The sequence below is a fragment of the Rhodanobacter sp. Root480 genome (assembly GCF_001426645.1).
Lineage (GTDB): Bacteria > Pseudomonadota > Gammaproteobacteria > Xanthomonadales > Rhodanobacteraceae > Rhodanobacter > Rhodanobacter ginsenosidimutans.
Window position 1 is genome coordinate 1,400,448 of record NZ_LMEX01000001.1, and the last position, 17,954, is coordinate 1,418,401.

A 17,954-nucleotide genomic window follows, 5' to 3' on the forward strand; every position below is an offset into this window, starting at 1 on the left:
TCAGTCGCGATGCTTTTGCTTTGAAACTCCCGACCAAGAGCATCGCGACTGAAGTCGCTCCCACATGATGGGGCCATCGGCACGAACATGAACGCCAGCCGCCGCAACCGGCACGTACGCGCCGGCCGCGATTGACCGCCTGCGGCGGCGCTCCGATCATGCACGGATGCCTATCCTGCTCCGCTGTCTCCTGCTTCTGCTGCTGAGCTTCGGCAGCAGCCTTTCATTGGCCCAGACCGGCGATCCGTCGCCGGCCGCCGCCACGCCGACGGCCACACCGGCGCAATCGCTGGATCAACTCACCGAACAACTCGATTCGGTGCGGGCCGATCTCAAGAGCAAGGATGGCAATCCGCCGCTGGCCGACCTGCGCGCCACCGCCCTGGGCGTGCAGGACCAGGCGCGCCAGCTGGCCGCCAGTCTGGCGCCGCAAATGATGGCCTTGCAGGCGCAATTGACCGTGCTGGGGCCGGCGCCGGCCAGCGGCGCACCCGCCGAAGCGTCCGAGGTTGCCGCACAACGACGCCAACTGGACCGGGCGCAGACCAACCTGGACGCGCAGATCAAGCAGGCGCAGTTGCTCAGCCAGAACGCATTGCAACTGGCCGCGCAGATCAGCGGCATGCGCAACGACCAGTTTCAGGCGAGGTTGGCCTCGCGTACGGCCACGCCGTTCAGCGGTGCGTTCTGGCTCGATGTGGCGCGCACCTTGCCGGGCGACACCCAGCGGCTCAAACGGCTTGGCGTTCGCCTTGGCAATGCGTGGAGCGACGCGTGGCAGCCGCCCAACCGGAAACCGTTGCTGCTTTGCCTGATCGGCGCGGTGCTGCTGCTCGGCGGCGGCCGCTGGGCGCTGGAACGGGCGCTGCTGGGGCTGGCCAAGCGCCATGTTCCGGATGGCCATCTGCGGCGCAGCGCGATGGCCACGGCGGTGGCGCTGACGGCCGTCTTCACCACCGGCCTGGCGGCGGAGCTGGCCTACCTCGGGCTGAACTGGAACGACATCCTCGACGACGACACCGCCACGCTGGCCCATACCGCGGTGCAACTGGTGTGCTTTGCGGCGTACGTGGTGGGGCTGGGCCGGGCGCTGCTCTCGGTGCGGCGCCCGTCGTGGCGGCTGCCGGCGTTGACCGACCGGGTCGCGCAGTGCCTGCGTCCGTTTCCCTGGTGGCTGGGCGCGGCGGCGCTGGCATTTGGCCTGTTCGACCGCGCCAGCCGCACGATCGGCACCAGCCTGCCCGCCACGGTAGCGGCGCGCGGCCTGTTTGCACTGGTCGTCAGCGGCTTGATCGGCATGGCGCTGATGCGGATGCATCGCACGCGCCTGGCATCAGCCAGCAGCGGCTCCGAACCACAACATCGCCCCGTGTGGGTAGGCATCCTGATGGCCGCCGCCACGCTGGCCGTGGTGCTCTGCTGGCTGGCAGTGGCGACCGGCTTCATTGCGCTGGCATTTTTCCTGGCCAGGGAAATGCTGTGGGTGGGCGTGATCGTGGCATCCACCTACCTGTTGATCCATCTGCTGACGGATCTGGTCACGGCCCTGCTGGCGCCGCAGGGCCGTGGCGGCCAGCGTCTGCAAAGCACGTTCGACCTGCGGCCGCACACGTTGGAGCAGGCGGTGATCGTGCTGAATGCCGTCCTGCGGGTGACTCTGGTGCTGCTGGCGCTGGCGACCGTGCTGACGCCGTTCGGCGCCGGCCCCGGCGACCTGATCACCAGCGCGAAGCAAACGTTCGGCAACCTCAAGCTGGGTGATCTGGCGATCGATCCGGGCAGCATCTTCACCGCCGCGCTGGTGTTCGCGATCGGCTGGTACACGCTGCGCAGACTCAAATGCTGGCTGCGCGACAAACTGCTGCCGAGCTCCACCATGGAGCTCGGCATGCAGGAATCGCTGGTTACCCTGCTCGGCTACCTAGGCAGCATGCTGGTGTTCGTGCTGACGCTGGCTGCGTTGCATGTGGATCTGAAAAGCATCGCCTGGATCGTCAGCGCGCTGTCGGTGGGTATCGGTTTCGGCCTGCAGGCGATCGTGCAGAACTTCATCTCCGGCCTGATCCTGCTGGTGGAGCGGCCGGTGAAGGTGGGCGACTGGGTCAGCCTGTCGTCGGACGTCGAGGGCGACATCCAGCGCATCAACGTGCGCGCCACCGAAATCCGCATGGGTGACCGCTCCACCGTGATCGTGCCCAACTCGCAACTGATCACCCAGAACGTGCGCAACGTGACCCTCGCCAACGCGCTGGGCCGCGTGCAGATCGTGCTGCCGCTGCCGCTGGATACCGACGCGGGCAAGGTGCGGTCATTGGTGCTGGAGGTGCTGCAGGCGCATCCGGCCACGCTGGACTCGCCCGCGCCGCTGGTGCAGCTGTCCGGCATCGACGCCAACTCGATGACCTTCAGTTGCACCGCCTACGTCAACAGCCCGCGCGACGTGGGCAGCGTGAAAAGCGACCTGCTGTTCGAACTGCTCGACCGCCTGCGCAAGGCCGGGCTCCAGCTGGCGCGCACGCAAAGCATGCTGGTGCGCACGCTGCCGCTGCCCGGGGACGCCGAACCCACGGGCTGAGCCGGTAGTTGCAACCCGCGGCAGGCTAACCGGCGGGCCGGAAATTCAGGGCGTGGCGACAGGCTTCAGCCTTGAATCCGGTCGCGCGACGGCATACATCGCCCAGCTGATCTGCTTGAGCAGGCCGTGGTGGTCGTCGCCGATCCAGTACACATTGCCGTGGGTGCGGTCGGGCAGGAAACGGAACTCGGACTTCGCACCCAGACCATCGAGCACAGCCTTCAGCTTGTGCGCGGAGCCGTCGAGGTAGAACGTGTCGGCGGTGCCCACGTAGAGATGAATCTTGCCGTCCAGGTCGGGTTTCAGCTCGGGCCACTGCTGCTGCAGGCGGTACGCAATGTCGTAGTGGTCGCGCCAGTATGACACCACCGCCGGATCAACGTCGCCGGTGTCGCGATCGAACATCGGCACAGGCCGGCCATCCTTGCCGCGCGGCGAGAACACCCACTCGAACGAGGCCAGCTGGCCGCCGTAGCTGCCCAGCACGCGTTCAAGCTTCGCGAACTGCTCGAACGTACCCAGCACCTTGTCGTGGTTGCGCACCAGCGGGTAGGCCGAGCCGTCGGCGCGGCGATAGACATTGGCATGCGGCGCGTACAGGTCGACGCCGGTGAAGTCGTGGAAGTCGCTGGGGTCGGGCGAGGTCGACCAGGTGCCGCCGAAGACCTTCGGATAGCGCGTCTGCAGCCACAACGTGGCCCAGCCACCGGAGGAGTGGCCGTTGAGGAAGCGACCGTTGACGTCACCGTCCATGCGGTAATGCGCTTCGAGATGCGGGATCAGCTCGGTGGTCAGCGCCTGTCCCCACGGGCCGTTGTTGACCGAGTCGGCAAACTCGTGGGTGCCGGTGGGGCTGGACTCATCCAGGAACACCCAGATCATCGGCGGCATCTGCTGCTTCGCCATCGCCGTGTAGACGGTGACGATGGGGCGGATCACGCGATCGTTGTTGCCGCCGAAACCCTGGGTGTAATAGACCGTGGGGTAGCGGGTGGCGGCATTGGCGTCGTAGCCGGGCGGCGTCAGTACCCAGCCGCGCATGTGGATCGGCCGGCCCCAGAACGCGCTCAGCAGCGGGCTGGTGAAATCGACCAAGTGCGCGTGCGGGCGTGCCGCGGCCACGTTTTCGCGCATCGCCGGCGACGCCGACAGCGGCACGGTCCATGGGTCATCGTCTGCCGGCAAGGCCTTCGCCAGCTTCAGTTTCGGCACACCGGCGGCGGGCAGATGCAGCTTGACCACCTCGCTGACCAGGTCGCCGGCGCCACGCCCCAGGTAGTTGTAGTCGTGGTTCACGTCCAGCACGGCCTGCACCAGGTAATCGCCCGGGGGCAGCTGCGACCAGCCGGCGGGATACGCCATGTGTTCGGGGTCGACGTCGATCGTCTTCCCCGGCACCCAGTGCTCCACCTCGCGTGCCGCCACGCTGGTGACCGTGCCGCTGAACGGATCGGCATCCACCGATTCGACCACGCTGCTCTTGCCCTTCGATTCTGCCTTGGCGGCCGCTTCGGCCACTTTCGCGTCTGTCGCGAACAGCAGCAGCCGGCCCGAGGTCGGTTGCGCGCCGTTGGTTCCGAGTTCGACCCGGATGTAGTGATGATCCAGTGCGTGGTCGCCGCGCGCCTGGGCAGCGCCAACCAGCAACCCGAACGACAGCAGGACCGCCACCGCATGATGCCGATACTTCATGTCCCTTCCCCTTGGAGTGTGGGCGGTAGAAACTTTCGAGGCGAAAAAGTGGTTGCGTGAGGACAGATTTTTGCCGATTTGCCGGCCCGTGGTGGTTCCATGGGCCAAGAAGCGGCGGAAATATGGACCACGCAACCGCTTTTGCAGCCCGGAAGATTTCTACCGCCCACGCTCCTAGCCTGAGCGCCGCGAACAGCGCGGTGGTGGATCAGTTATCAGTGGTTCGCCGGCTTCAATCGCAAATCCTGGAAATCGAAACTGAAATCGGTTAGCGGCGAGATTGGCTCCATCCGCACCTCGCGCACGGCCCCGTCCGGGTCCAGCGCGTAGCTGACGAACGCATCGGCATTCAGCGTGCGGTCGTCCCAGCGCACCACGAAGGTGTCGTGCTGCCACGGCGTCATGGTGCCGACCAGTTGCGCGGTCTTGCTGAAGCGCATGCGCAGCTTGCCGTTCTCCTGGCTGACGATGATGTCGCCGTACCAGGGGTCGCGGTAGGTGCCGGCGTATTTCGCCAGCGGCAGCGAGGGCTTGCTGTGCTTGTCGCGGGCGGCCTCGTGTTTGGCGAAGCTGTCGTCGGCATGGGCCTGAGATTTCTTCACCGCCTTGGTATAGACGGCCACCCAGTCCGTCTTATGATCGCGGTTCAGGTAGGCATCCAGCACGCGGTAGGTTACCGCGTTGAAGGCCGCGCCCGATTCGGCATTGGTCAACACCACTACGCCCAGGTGCTGGTCGGGCACCAGGGTCACCCGCGACACCATGCCGGGCCAGCCGCCGGTGTGCCACACCAGCCGTTGTCCGCGGTAGTCGGACAGGAACCACGACTCGCCGTAGCCGGAGAACTTCGGCGTCAGCGGCGCCAGCTCGGGAATCGACGGTTTGCGGATAGTGATGGGCGTCAGCATGCTCCACATCTGCTGCTGGCTCTTCTCGGAAAACAGCCGTTGCGACTTGCCGTCCGTACCCTTGGTGGGCAGGACGCCGCCGGCCAGTTGCACGTTCATCCACTTGGCCATGTCGTGCACGCTGGCATAGATGCCGCCGGCGCCCGGATCGTTGAGCCAGGCCATCGGCGGCACCGGCTGCAGATCCTTGAAATCGGCCTTGGCGTGCCCCGTGGCCACATCCATCCCGGGTTTGATGTAGGTCTTGTCGATCAGCGACTCGTCCATGCCCACCGGCTTGAAGATGTGGTCGCGCACATAGTCGGCATAGCTCTGCCCGGACGCTTCCTCGATCACCAGCGTGGCCACCGCGAACAGGATGTTGTCGTAGGCATAGCCACTGCGGAAACCATTGGCGATCGGCACATGCGCCAACCGCTGCACCACCTCCTTGGTGGTGTATGAGGTGGGCGGCCAATACAGCAGATCACCCGCGCCCAGCGACAGACCGCTGCGATGCGCCAGCAAATCGCGGATACGCATCTCGTGGGTAATGTACGGGTCGGACATGCGGAACCACGGCAGATGGTCGATCACCCGGTCGTCCATGTTCAGCTTGCCCGCCTCGGCCAGCTGCTGCAGCGAGGCGGCGGTGAACGCCTTGGTATTGGAGGCGATCGCGAACAAGGTGTGCGCATCGACGGCGTCGGGTTTACCCAGCTCGCGCTGGCCGAAGCCCCGCGCCAGCACCACGTTGCCGTCCTTGACGATCGCCACGGCGATGCCGGGCACGTCGAACGCCTTGCGCGCGCTTTCCACATACGCATCGAAATCCTGCAACTGCGCGGGCAGCAGCGGGCGTACCTGGTCGTTGGTGGAGATGGGCAGCTGCGGTATCGAGGAGGTCGGCGCCTGCGCCGCGGCACCCAACGTGGCGACGCACAACGCGCACGCCACCGAGAGGCGCAAGACAAGAGGTCGCTGCAGCATCGATAACTCCATGACAGGGGCAGTCGCACCACTATCGCGGCAAACCGGGCGGCAGGCCAGCGCCGGAAGTCACGCGGCCGCTGGCGGCCGTTCACGACAGTTGCATGCACGTCGCGGCATGCTGCGTTACCAACTCCGCCAGGCCTGTTTCCGATGGAACACCCTGACCACACCGCCGCCAGCAGCGCGCTGCACGGGCCCATCCGCGTCGGTGTGGGCGGCTGGGTGTATGCGCCCTGGCGCGACAATTTCTATCCCGCCGACCTGCTGCGGCGGCTGGAGCTGGATTACGCCAGCCGCCACCTGCGCGCCATCGAGGTCAACGGCACTTACTACAGTGCGCAAAAACCGGCCACCTACGCCAAGTGGGCCGAGGCCACGCCGCCGGGTTTCGTGTTCTCGCTGAAAGCGCCGCGCTACATCACCGAAAGCCGGCCGCTGGCGCACAGCGGCAAGGGCGTGGACAGCTTCATCTACGGCGGCATCGAGGAAATGGGGGATCGGCTGGGCCCGATCCTGTGGCAGCTGCCGCCGTCGCGAAAATTCGATGCCGACGACCTGGACGCCTTCCTGCAGGCGCTGCCTCGCGTATTGAACGGGCGACCACTGCGCCACGTGCTGGAGGTGCGCAACCCCGGCTTCCTGTGCCCGGCTTATGTGGAATTGGCGCGCAAGCACGCGATCCCCACCGTGTTCACCGACTCGCCGAAATTCCCATCGCTGGCCGACCTCACCGGCGACTTCGTCTATGCCCGGCTGATGCGCAGCATCGAAGAGATCGCCACCGGCTACGAAGACAGGGCGCTGGATCAATGGGCGGCGCATGCCCAGGCATGGGCCGCGGGCCGCGACATCGCTGCCCTACCCCACGTCGGCCCCACCCAACCGCCCGGGCCACCGCGCGAGGTGTTCGTTTTTTTCATCAGCAGCGCAAAACTGCGCAACCCGGCCGCCGCGATGGCGTTGCAGGAGCGAGTTGATCGGCTGGCCTGACGGGAATCGGGAAAGGCAGCGCGCCGCCCCCTCACCGTTCGCCCTGAGGGTAGCCGCGCAGCGGCGAAGTCGAAGGGTGTTTCGCCGCGATGCGGCTACGATGCGAACGGCCAACCGGCACTCGCCCGTTGCGTTTCCGTATCATCACGACTGACCCAAGCCGACCTGCCGCCAACCTGCCATGCGCCGATTCCATCCGCTGATCCTGCTTGCCGCGCTGGTGGTTGCGCTGGTCATGTGGCGACAGCCACCGTCGACCTCGCCGGGGGTGACCCCTACCGCACCGGAAGTCGCCAGCCAGATCGATCACGCGGGCGATTCGTCGACACTGCCAGCGTTCCTGCCGCCCGAGGCCCGCGATACCTTGCGCCGCATCGCCAGCGGCGGGCCATTCGCCCATAGCCAGGATGGCAACGTATTCGGCAATTACGAGCGCCACCTGCCACAACAACCGCGCGGCTATTACCACGAGTACACCGTGGAAACGCCCGGCGCGCGCAACCGCGGCGCGCGGCGCATCATCACCGGCGACACACCACCGCGGGTCTATTACTACACCGACGACCATTACCGCAGCTTCCGCCGCTTCACGCTACAACCATGAGCGCGCACCGTTTCGACCTCAACCTGACCCAGCCCGCGCAAAGCGGGGTGTATTTCGTGGGCACCGACGACCTCGATCGGCTGGCGAAGGCCGCGCGGCGCGACGAGTTGCAGGTGTGCCGCACGGACCTTGGCGGCTGCGCGGACAAACACGAATTGCTGCAGCGCCTGGCCGTTTCACTGACGTTGCCCGCCAGCTTCGGCCACAACTGGGATGCCCTGGCGGACTGCCTGCGCGACATGAGCTGGTTGCCCGCGTGGGGCTACGCGCTGCTGTTCGAACGCGGCGACGACCTGCGCAAGGCCGCACCGGAAGATTTCACCACCCTGCTCGGCGTGCTGGACGACGCGGCCACCTTCGGTGCCGACCACGACAAACCCTGGTTCGCGTTTCTGGCCCTGCCCGACGAGGCATTCGACGGCGGCTGATCGTGTCACGCTACGCCTTTGCCAACGCACCCATCACCCTGGATACCCATGCAAACGATCGATTTCGAACTGGAAGGTAGCTACGTCGAGTTGAACATGCTGCTGAAGCTGGTCGGCCTGTGCGACAGCGGCGGCGCCGGCAAGCGGCTGGTGGCCGAGGGCGATGTCAAGGTCGACGGCGCCACCGAATTGCGCAAGACCTGCAAGATCGTAGCTGGCCAAACGGTCACGCTTGGCGATGTGGAAATCCGGGTATTGGCCGACCCCGAAGGCTGAGAGCAACCGCCTTGCTTCTCCCGCTTGCGGGAGAAGTTGCCAGGAGGGCTGAAGGGGGGCTTTTCCCGACGGCGAAAAGCAGAAGCAAGAGCGCCCCCATCCGCCTTCGGCACCTTCCCCCGCAAGCGGGGGAAGGAAACGACGAGGCTCACGCCTTGCTTCCCCCGCCTGCGGGGGAAGCTGCCCGGAGGGCTGAAGGGGGCGCTCAACCCGGCAGTTCGTCCAGCCGCCGACCCAGGTCGGCATGCTCTGGCAAACGCAGCCCGAACCGTTCCTCCAACACCCGCCGCACCTCCCCGCCATCACGCAACGAATGATGCTCGGGCTCATTGCCCAGCCGGCGCACGGTGAACTCGCGGTCGAGCAGGGTCAGGCGGCGGTCGCCTTCGATGCGGGCGGCCACCAGATGGGTGGTGAAGCGGGAGCCGGGATAGGTCGAGACGTAGTGGTTGGCGACCACCAGGTCGATCGGATGCGGCGTGTGCAGGTCGAAGCGGTACAGCGGGCGCCAGACACCGTGCACCCGCGATTGCATGCACCAGTCGCTGTCCATCCGCACCAGGCGGAAAGGTTCGAGCGGTGTCGGTTGTTCGATATCTGCCTGCAGGCGCAGGGCGCCGGTGAGGGTCTGGCTGCCGAAGCCCACGTCGACCAATCGGGTATCACCATCCAGATCGACGCGCAGCAACATGTGTGTCTGCGCCGTCATGGTGTCGTCGGTTTGCCGCCAGAGCACCCGCGCGATCAACGCGGAGACCTCGAAACCGATGGCCCGCAACGCGGCTTGCAGCAACAGGTTCTGTTCGAAGCAGTAACCGCCGCGGCCATCGTGGAGCACTTTGCGCTCGATCGCGGAGAGCTCCAGGTCGACCGGCAGGCCAAGCCAGGGAGTGAGGTTTTCGAAGGGAATGGTGGCCGCATGGGCCGCTACCAGCCCGCGCAGGGTCGGCAGGTCGGGCGCCACGGTGGCGCGATAGTCGATGCGCCGCAGGTAGGCGTCCAAGTCGATGGGCGGGAGCACGCGGGTGGCCGTAGTTATGGGGCACATGACGGTATCACCGTCGGGGCCACGTCGCCCCATGGCAGGCGACGCCGATCAATCGTGGTTGTGCGCGTGCTGCATGGTGTCCAGCGCCAGCGCCGAATGCGCGTAGGCGCCGCCGGCGCGCATCTCCGCTGCCACCCAGATCGCCTCCATGATCTGCTGTTCGCTGGCGCCTTGCTTCAACGCTTCGGCGGTGTGGCCCTTGATGCAATACGGGCATTGGGTGACATGCGCCACCGCCACGGCAATCAGCTGCTTGGTGACGGCCGGCACGGCGCCCTCGGCAAACACGGCGGCACTGAACGCCTTGAACGCCTTCAGCGGCTCGGGTGCCAGCTCGCGGCGTTTGCGCGCCAGCTCGGCGCTGGCCTGGGGATAGAGGGGTGTGTCCATGGTTGTGCTCCGTGGGGAATCGGCTTCCGGTTCGATCGCAGGGGTATCGAACGGGGATCAGGAAGGCCGTGGCGAGACGCCTTGCACCCAGCTCGGCGGGTCGCTGGCGGGAAAGCTCTGCGCCAGCTCCTCGTCAATGCGCTGCTCGCGCTGCAGCCTCAGTTCCAGCGCGGAAGATGCGGAAAGGCCGGGCCCGCTGATACCGCCGCGCTCCGGCACAACGGCATGGCGATGCAATGGATGGCGAAACACGGACATGGCAATACCTCCTGGTGAACGAACGACGAAACTGCCACCGGGCCCACCGTGCATGGCGCTCACAACCCCAGGTTGTTGTGCTCCAGCACGCGCTCGGCGCGATAGCTTGAACGAACCAGCGGCCCGGCCACGGCTTCCAGAAAACCCTTGGCCAGGGCCAATTCGCGGTACTGGCGAAACTCCTCCGGCGTCACGAAACGTTGCACCGCCAGGTGATGCGGGCTGGGCCGCATGTACTGGCCGAGGGTGACCACATCGACGTTGGCGGCACGGATGTCGTCCAGGCTGCGGTCGATCTCCTCGTCGGTCTCGCCCAACCCCAGCATCAGGCTGGTCTTGGTCAGCGTCTTCGGTGCGTGGCGCTTGGCAAACGCCAGCACGTCCAGCGTCTGCGCGTAACCGGCGCGGGGGTCGCGCACAGGGTGAGTCAGGCGTTCCACCGTCTCCAGGTTCTGCGCATACGTGGCCAGCCCCGCATCAAGCACCGTCGCCACGTCGGCATGTCGGCCGGCGAAATCGGGGGTCAGCGCCTCCACCGCGGTTTGCGGCGAGCGCTGGTGGATGGCCCGCACGCAGGCGGCGTAATGGGCGGCGCCGCCATCGGGCAGGTCATCGCGATCCACCGAGGTCAGCACCACGTAGTTGAGCCCCATCAAGGCCACCGCGTCGGCCACCTGCATCGGCTCCAGCGGATCGAGCCAGCCGTTGGGGTTGCCGGTGCTGACCGAGCAGAAGCGGCAGGCCCGCGTGCACACCGAGCCCATCAGCATCAGCGTAGCGGTGCCGCGGCCCCAGCATTCGGCGATGTTGGGGCATTTCGACTCGGCGCAGACGGTGTGCAGGTTGTGGCTGCGCACGATCTCATGCACTTCCTCGTAGCGGGCGCCGCTGGGCAGTTTTATGCGCAGCCACGGCGGTTTGTGCCCGATGTCGGGCGTGGCACTGCCTGCGTTGGGGCGGATGCCGCCCTTGATCGCACGGGTGCCCTGCGGGCTGGTGAACTTGGTGCCGTCGGGGACGTGGGTGGGTTGCGGGTCACTGGACATGGGCGGAGTGTCGCGCGTACTTGCGCGACCCGCCATGACATGTATCAGGCGCCACCCGGTCGGTGGCTACAGGCCACGCTTCGGCGGCACCAGCCGCAGCTTGGTCGGCACGTGAAACGAGCGCGGCGACATCAGCTTTTCGATGGCGCTGGCCGTCAGCGCGTACGAATACAGATAGCCCTGCCCCTCATTGCAGCCGGCGCGCATCAGGAACTCGTGTTGCGCCTCGGTCTCGATGCCCTCGGCGATGGTCTTCAGCCCCAGGCTGCGCGACATGGCCAGCATGGCTTCGATGATCGCCACGTCGTCGGTACTTTCCGGCAGGCCGGACACGAACGAGCGGTCGATCTTCAGATACGCCACCGCCGGCAACTTCAGATAGGCCATGGAGGAATAGCCGGTGCCGAAATCGTCGACCGCCACTTCCAGCCCCAGCGCATGCAACGCACGCATGGTGCGCTCGGTGTCGTCGCCCATCCGCAACATGGCGCTTTCGGTGATCTCCAGCATCAGCCGCCCGGGCGGCACCCGCCGCTGCTGCATCGCGCGGCTCACGCCATCGACGAAGGCCGCGTGACCAAACCCGCGCGCCGATACGTTTACCGCCACGCGCACCGGCGGCATGCCGGCCAGGTCCCACGCCTCGATCTGGGCGCAGGCGGTCTGCATCACCCATTCGTCGATGCGGCGGATCAGGCCCAGGCTTTCGGCCACGGGGATGAACTCGCTGGGCAACACCTCGCCCCGGTCGGGATGTTGCCAGCGCACCAGCGCCTCGACCGCCACGATGCGGCCCGTGCGCATCTCGATGCTGGGCTGGTAAACCAGCCGGAACTCCTCGCGAGCCAACGCCTGGCGCAGCTCGGTGGCCAGCAGCAGGCGGCGGCTGGTGCTGGCGTGCATCATCGGCGTGTAGAAGCGCAGCGTGTTGCGTTCTTCGGTCTTGGCGGCGTACATCGCCGCGTCGGCGTTGGCGACCAGGGTCGCCGCGTCGAGCCCGTCCAGCGGGTAGCCGGCGATACCGATGCTGGCGCTCAGCACGATCTCGTAGTCGTCCACCAGCAGCGGTTCGGACAACACCGCCAGCAGCCGCTCGGCCATCACGCGCGCGTCCTCGCGCAGGTTGAGGTGATGGATCAGCACAGTGAATTCGTCGCCGCCAATGCGCCCGGCCACATCGCCCTCGGACAACTGGCGGCGGATGCGCTCGGCCACTTTCACCAGCAGCCGGTCGCCAATCGCATGGCTGTAGCTGTCGTTGACGATCTTGAACGCGTCCAGATCGATGAACAGCACCACGGTGGCCAACCGCTCGCGCTCGGCGATGGCAATGGCGTCGGTGCAATACCGCTCGAACTCCGCCCGGTTGACCAGGCCGGTGAGCGGATCGTGCCGGGCCAGGTGTTCCAGGCGCTGCTGCTGCTGCTTGGTCGCGGAGATATTGGTGAACACCGCCACGTAATAGAGCACCTGGTGTTCGGTATCGCGAATGGCGCTGATGCTGAGCTGCTCGGGGTAGCTGGTGCCGTCGCGACGGACGCTCTGCACCTCGCCCAGCCAGTTCCGGCCGGCGGCGATGTCATCCCATATCGACTGCGGCAGGCTGTGGCCGTCGGGCAGGCGGCGCGTGGCGTCGAGGCGCTTGTCGCGCACGGCATCGGCATCGAAACCGGTGAGCTGCTCGTGCGCGTCGTTGACGGAAATGATCCGGCGCTGCGGGTCGGCAATGATCACGCCCTCGGCGATGCTGGCCAGCGCCTCGGCGGCGATGCGCCGCTCCCGCTCCATCGCCACCCGCTCGGAAATGTCGCGGATGATCGCCTGGCGCACACGCCGGTCGCCCCAATTGACCAGGCTGCACTGCGTTTCCACCGGGAGCTTGGTGCCATCGGCGCCCAGCAAGCCATTGATGGCGGCGCGGCCTTCCAGTTGGGACACCGTCTGGGTGAACAGGTGCACGAAGCGGTCGCCGATCAACTCCCCGGCACGCCGCCCGGTCCATTCCGATGCAGCCCGGTTGGCGTCCAGGATGCGCCCGCTGGCTTCATCCACCATCACGATCGCGTCCGAAGCGCTGTCGAACAGCAACCGGTAACGCTCCTCGGTACCACGAATGCTGGCCAGCGTGCGCCGGGCCATGAGTATCCACAACAGCACGGCGATGGTCGCCGCCGCCAGTACGCCGCTGAACAGAACGCGCCCAAGCCAGACAGCACCCTCTGCTATCTCTACCGAAAACTGGTTCGCACGGGGCTCGATCACGTCGTTCAGCGCGTTGATGCGCTGGATCTGGCGGCGGATCTCGTTCGGATCCGAACCACCTTCAAGCCGATACTGCTGGATCTCGCGGGCGATCGCGCCGAGCTCGGCAATCGCTGTATCGGTGGCCCGCCATTCGCGCAAAGCCTCGTACATGTGAGGCGCACGGTGAAAATGCTGAAGCATGAAAATCATGCCCGACTTGGCGGAGGGCATGACATTGCCGCGTACGAAAGCCTGCGAGACCACGGCACGGTCGAACGAGCCCGAGGCTATTTCGTCCCGCGCCTGGCGATCGGAATCGAGGATGGTGTAGTTGCGCCGGAACGTGGCCATGTCCGCGCTGTTGCCACTGATCGCGTAGGCGTCAAGGGAGATGACCGCCTGCTTCTGGGCCTTGGACCAGACACTCTCGCTGTTCAGAAAACCAGCGAGAGTGACCTGAATCTGCAACGCGAACCACGTCAGCAGAAGAATCACGCCGACAAGCACCATCAGCGCATAAGCCAACGGCAGTAAACGTCGTGACAGGGGTCTCTGCAACCGTGGTGAGGGCTCGTGCATGCCTACGTTATCTCACGCCAAGCCCATCAGTGGAATGACCGCGATGATACTGGACGCCTCCGATCAGGCGACAGCTTCCACCACCCTCCGTGGACTACGGCGATCCGCGAGGCAAAGATCACCAATGATGCGCATGCTGGTGTAACTGCGACGAACGCATTCGCCCAGGTGTTTCACCTCGGCGGCAGTCGGCGATGTACCCACCAGGGTACAGACGATTTCCAGCGCCTCCCATGGGTGCACATCGTCGTACGCGGCGTGCAATTGCAACCAGCGCAGGCTGCGTATCCTGGTTTTCTCGGGGAAGCTCTCGCCGTAGATCGCGCTTTCGTAGATGGGTTGCGACCACTCCCCGGTGACACCCTCGATGGCGTAGTTCGTGGCGATCATGCCGGCCGCCAACGTGCCGCTCGCGCTTATTTCCTCGCACCAGTTGGCCAGCGTCTGGGTACCGTGGGGTGGCCGGGCATTCAACACTTCCTCGCGCGGAACCCCCTCGCCTTCGGCCCAGTTGAGCCAGTACTCGCCGTGGTTCTGTTCGACGCGGATATTGCGCACGAGCCAGCGCCTCGCCAGGTTGTCCCCCTCGCTGCGGCCATAGCGGGTCTTGAGCAAGTTGAGCGCCATGTAGCTGGGAAAGCGTTCGATGAAGGGCCAGACGCCAACCATGAAGTTGGTCGTGGAAGCCTGGTCCAGCGTGGCGTCGCGCATCATCGCCCACAGTTCGTGGTCAAGCACGCTCTGTTTGGTGCTCTCGCAGTCCGCCACCATATCCTGGGCCCATTGCGGGTAACTGCGCAGCTCGGTCAGCGGGCCGGTACGTTCGAAGTGCGTATTCATGTCGTTCTCCTTGAGATGCAAGTGGAATGCTGCAGGGCTGCAGCCTCGTTGAGCCGGCAGGAGACAGGGATCCCGTTGCCGGCGTGCTTCAACATCGCGAGCGATGCCAAATTCTCGTTTTGTCGCCGTCCTGTGGTCGGCGTTGGTGGGTCGACAATCCCGATCAGCCTGTGCCTGCCGCCGTCTGCTACGTGTGTGTTTGCACCGTCCGGTTTCACCCCTTGCGCGCCTGGCTCCGCGCGCCCACTCTCATGGGCTGCGCGCCAACGGTCGCCACCTGCATTGACCTTCGATACTCGCGCAGTCCCGCGGCAAGAGAAAGCACCGAACGTCCACGGTGTGATGGCGCCCCGCAGCCATCCGACGGCGGCTCCTGAACGGGCCGGGTTCCGCCACCGCTCCCCGCCTGAACGAAATCACGGGCAAGTTGGCGCACAACTCCGTATAATCGGTTAATTCGTCCTTCAAAAACCTGCGTGACGGCCTGTGCGCCGCCCGAGTCGATCCCATGTCTATCGAAAACCTGCGCAATATCGCCATCGTCGCCCACGTCGATCACGGCAAGACCACCCTCGTCGATTGCCTGCTCAAGCAGTCCGGCACGCTCAATGAGCGCACCGTGCTGGCCGAGCGCGTAATGGACTCGAACGACCAGGAAAAGGAGCGTGGCATCACGATCCTGGCCAAGAACACCGCCATCACCTGGCAGGGCAACCGCATCAACATCGTCGACACCCCGGGACACGCCGACTTCGGCGGCGAGGTGGAGCGCGTGCTGTCGATGGTCGACTCGGTGCTGATCCTGGTCGACGCGATGGACGGCCCGATGCCGCAGACCCGCTTCGTGACGCAGAAGGCGTTCGCGATGGGCTTCAAGCCGATCGTGGTGATCAACAAGGTCGACCGCCCGGGCGCGCGTCCGGAATGGGTCGTCGAGCAGGTATGGGATTTGTTCGACCGCCTCGGCGCCACGCCGGAGCAGATGGATTTCCCGATCGTCTACGCCTCGGCGCTGAACGGCTACGCCGGCCTCAATGACGACGTCCGCGAAGGCGACATGACCCCGCTGTACGAAGCGATCATGCAGCACGTGAGCAAGCCGGACGTGGACCCGGACGGCCCGTTCCAGATGCGCATCAGCCAGCTGGACTACAACAATTTCGTGGGCGTGATCGGCATCGGCCGCATCCAGCGCGGCACGTTGAAGAAGAACATGCCGGTGGCCGTGATCGACCGCCATGGCAAGAAGCGCCAGGGCAAGGTGCTGCAGGTGCTGGGCTTCCTGGGCCTGGAGCGGATCGAGCAGGAAACCGCCGAGGCCGGCGACATCGTGGCCATCTCGGGCATTTCCGAGCTGACCATTTCCGACACCGTGTGCGCGCTGGAGGCCCCCGAGGCCCTGCCCGCGCTGACCGTGGACGAGCCGACCATCAGCATGACCTTCCAGGTCAACAACTCGCCGTTCGCCGGCAACAAGGACCTCAGCGGCGGCAAGTTCCTCACCAGCCGCCAGTTGAAGGACCGCCTGGACCGCGAGCAGGTGCACAACGTGGCGCTGAAGGTCGAGCAGGGTTCGGACGCCGACAAGTTCCTGGTCTCCGGCCGCGGCGAGCTGCACCTGTCGGTGCTGATCGAAAACATGCGCCGCGAAGGCTACGAGCTGGCCGTGTCGCGCCCGGAAGTGATCATCAAGGAGATCGACGGCAAGAAGATGGAGCCGATCGAGCAGCTGGTGGTCGACGTGGAGGAAGTCCACCAGGGCGCCGTGATGGAAAAGCTGGGCATGCGCAAGGGCCAGCTGAAGAACATGGAATCCGACGGCAAGGGCCGCGTGCGGCTGGATTACGAAATCCCGGCGCGTGGCCTGATCGGCTTCCAGAACCAGTTCAAGACCCTGACCCAGGGTTCGGGCCTGCTGTTCCACGTGTTCGACCATTACGGTCCGAAGGAAGACGGCCAGATCGCCAAGCGCCTCAACGGCGTGATGATCGCCAATGCCGGCGGCACCACCCCGGCCTACTCGCTCGGGCCGCTGCAGGACCGCGGCAAGCTGTTCGCGGCCGAAGGCGACAACGTGTACGAAGGCCAGCTGGTCGGCATTCACGCCAAGGACAACGACCTCACCGTCAACGTGATCAAGCCCAAGCCGCTGACCAACATGCGTGCCTCCGGCAAGGACGATGCGATTCAGCTGACCCCGGCGATCAAGTTCTCGCTGGAACAGGCGCTGGACTTCATCGACGACGACGAGCTGGTCGAGATCACCCCGAAAGAGATCCGCCTGCGCAAGAAGCACCTCACCGAGAACGACCGCAAGCGCGCCTCGCGCAGCTGAGCTGTCGCAGCCGGGTAAAGACAAAAGGCCGCCGCAAGGCGGCCTTTTGTCGTTGGCGATGCTCCTGTGGGAGCGGCTTCAGCCGCGATGCTTTTGCTCAATGGAACGAAGAGCATCGCGGCTGAAGCCGCTCCCACAGGGGACATCGCCAAGGCTGTTACACCACCGGCAATTGCGCCCGCTCCAATGCCGCAATATGCCGCTCCAGCCGCGGCCCCAGGTAGCAATGCGAGCCGCACGACAACAACCCGGCGGCGCCGAACTCGCGCAGATACCACGCCGGCGCGCGGGAGATGAAACCCTGGCGGTCGCCAATCACGTCATCGCGGCTGGTGAACACTTCCAGGAAGGCGATCCCCTCCAGCATCTCCACGATGCCGCCCAGGCCGGCGCGGATCTCGGCGGGCTTCAGGTAATGCAGCACGTCGGTGCATACGATCAGGTCGAAGCGCTGGTCGAAACGCAGGTATTCCAGCTGGCCGAAGCTGGCCAACCCCACATTGCGGCTGCGGCCGTAACGTGCGGCGACATACTCGCTGGCATCCAGCCCGCGGTAATCGATGCCCGGTCGCAAGGCGCGCAGCGGCGCGCGCCACACGGCCTCGCCGCATCCCACGTCGAGCACGTTGCGGATCGGTCGCGCCAGGTAGTACTCGGCCTGGGCCACCACCATCGCCACCTTGCGCCGCAACTCGGCGGGCGAACCGATCGCGTGACGCGGATCGCGATACCACTTGTCGAAATAGTTGCGGTCGTAAGTCTTCGGCAT

Annotated in this window: 15 protein-coding genes; 6 read left to right on the plus strand and 9 right to left on the minus strand. The window is 65.7% G+C overall.

Annotated elements, in window-relative coordinates; genetic code table 11:
- The first annotated feature begins 166 nt into the window (after positions 1–166).
- Positions 167–2,575 carry a DUF3772 domain-containing protein gene (locus tag ASD22_RS06595; RefSeq protein WP_056080481.1) on the plus strand — a complete coding sequence of 803 codons (2,409 nt, stop codon included), beginning with the start codon at positions 167–169 and terminating at the stop codon, positions 2,573–2,575.
- A 45-nt stretch (positions 2,576–2,620) separates the two neighbouring features.
- On the opposite strand, the gene ASD22_RS06600 is transcribed toward ASD22_RS06595, so the two are convergent.
- Together ASD22_RS06600 and ASD22_RS06605 are read right to left on the minus strand one after the other, a co-directional pair.
- Positions 2,621–4,267, minus strand: coding sequence for an alpha/beta hydrolase-fold protein (locus ASD22_RS06600; RefSeq protein WP_056080482.1), 1,647 nt, complete (start codon positions 4,265–4,267; stop codon positions 2,621–2,623).
- Between the two features lie 215 nt (positions 4,268–4,482).
- Positions 4,483–6,144 carry a serine hydrolase gene (locus tag ASD22_RS06605; RefSeq protein WP_056080486.1) on the minus strand — a complete coding sequence of 554 codons (1,662 nt, stop codon included), beginning with the start codon at positions 6,142–6,144 and terminating at the stop codon, positions 4,483–4,485.
- A 153-nt stretch (positions 6,145–6,297) separates the two neighbouring features.
- Here ASD22_RS06605 and ASD22_RS06610 point away from each other — a divergent pair, with 153 nt between their 5' ends.
- The 4 genes from ASD22_RS06610 (at position 6,298) to ASD22_RS06625 (ending at position 8,445) form a co-directional block, all read left to right on the plus strand.
- The gene (locus tag ASD22_RS06610; RefSeq protein ID WP_056080489.1) at positions 6,298–7,137 is read left to right on the plus strand and encodes a DUF72 domain-containing protein; all 840 of its coding nucleotides are present in this window, start codon (positions 6,298–6,300) and stop codon (positions 7,135–7,137) included.
- A 181-nt stretch (positions 7,138–7,318) separates the two neighbouring features.
- The gene (locus ASD22_RS06615) at positions 7,319–7,741 is read left to right on the plus strand and encodes a ribonuclease domain-containing protein (protein WP_056080492.1); all 423 of its coding nucleotides are present in this window, start codon (positions 7,319–7,321) and stop codon (positions 7,739–7,741) included.
- Positions 7,738–8,169, plus strand: a complete 432-nt coding sequence (locus tag ASD22_RS06620) for a barstar family protein (RefSeq protein ID WP_056080495.1) — start codon at positions 7,738–7,740, stop codon at positions 8,167–8,169. The genes ASD22_RS06615 and ASD22_RS06620 overlap by 4 nt, the downstream gene beginning before the upstream one ends.
- A 48-nt stretch (positions 8,170–8,217) precedes the next feature.
- On the plus strand, positions 8,218–8,445 hold the full coding sequence (locus ASD22_RS06625) for an RNA-binding S4 domain-containing protein (protein ID WP_056080498.1): 228 nt from the start codon (positions 8,218–8,220) through the stop codon (positions 8,443–8,445).
- 205 nt (positions 8,446–8,650) lie between these two features.
- Here ASD22_RS06625 and ASD22_RS06630 read toward each other — a convergent pair whose 3' ends face one another.
- The 6 genes from ASD22_RS06630 to ASD22_RS06655 form a co-directional block, all read right to left on the minus strand.
- Positions 8,651–9,466: an arylamine N-acetyltransferase gene (locus ASD22_RS06630; protein ID WP_156458954.1), complete on the minus strand. Its 816-nt coding sequence runs from the start codon at positions 9,464–9,466 to the stop codon at positions 8,651–8,653.
- Positions 9,467–9,541: 75 nt separating this feature from the next.
- Entirely contained in the window at positions 9,542–9,883 is a 342-nt protein-coding gene (locus ASD22_RS06635) for a carboxymuconolactone decarboxylase family protein (RefSeq protein ID WP_056080505.1), read from the minus strand.
- 57 nt (positions 9,884–9,940) lie between these two features.
- Positions 9,941–10,141, minus strand: coding sequence for a hypothetical protein (locus ASD22_RS06640; RefSeq protein WP_056080508.1), 201 nt, complete (start codon positions 10,139–10,141; stop codon positions 9,941–9,943).
- 59 nt (positions 10,142–10,200) lie between these two features.
- Positions 10,201–11,187, minus strand: a complete 987-nt coding sequence (gene lipA, locus ASD22_RS06645; RefSeq protein WP_056080511.1) for a lipoyl synthase — start codon at positions 11,185–11,187, stop codon at positions 10,201–10,203.
- A 66-nt stretch (positions 11,188–11,253) separates the two neighbouring features.
- Complete coding sequence (locus ASD22_RS06650) at positions 11,254–14,010, minus strand: EAL domain-containing protein (RefSeq protein ID WP_056080512.1); 2,757 nt, start codon at positions 14,008–14,010, stop codon at positions 11,254–11,256.
- A gap of 63 nt (positions 14,011–14,073) precedes the next feature.
- Positions 14,074–14,850 carry an iron-containing redox enzyme family protein gene (locus ASD22_RS06655; RefSeq protein WP_056081076.1) on the minus strand — a complete coding sequence of 259 codons (777 nt, stop codon included), beginning with the start codon at positions 14,848–14,850 and terminating at the stop codon, positions 14,074–14,076.
- Between the two features lie 508 nt (positions 14,851–15,358).
- On the opposite strand from ASD22_RS06655, the gene typA reads away from it, so the two are divergent.
- Positions 15,359–17,185, plus strand: coding sequence for a translational GTPase TypA (typA, locus tag ASD22_RS06660; protein ID WP_056080515.1), 1,827 nt, complete (start codon positions 15,359–15,361; stop codon positions 17,183–17,185).
- A 157-nt stretch (positions 17,186–17,342) separates the two neighbouring features.
- On the opposite strand, the gene ASD22_RS06665 is transcribed toward typA, so the two are convergent.
- Entirely contained in the window at positions 17,343–17,954 is a 612-nt protein-coding gene (locus ASD22_RS06665; RefSeq protein WP_056080516.1) for a class I SAM-dependent methyltransferase, read from the minus strand.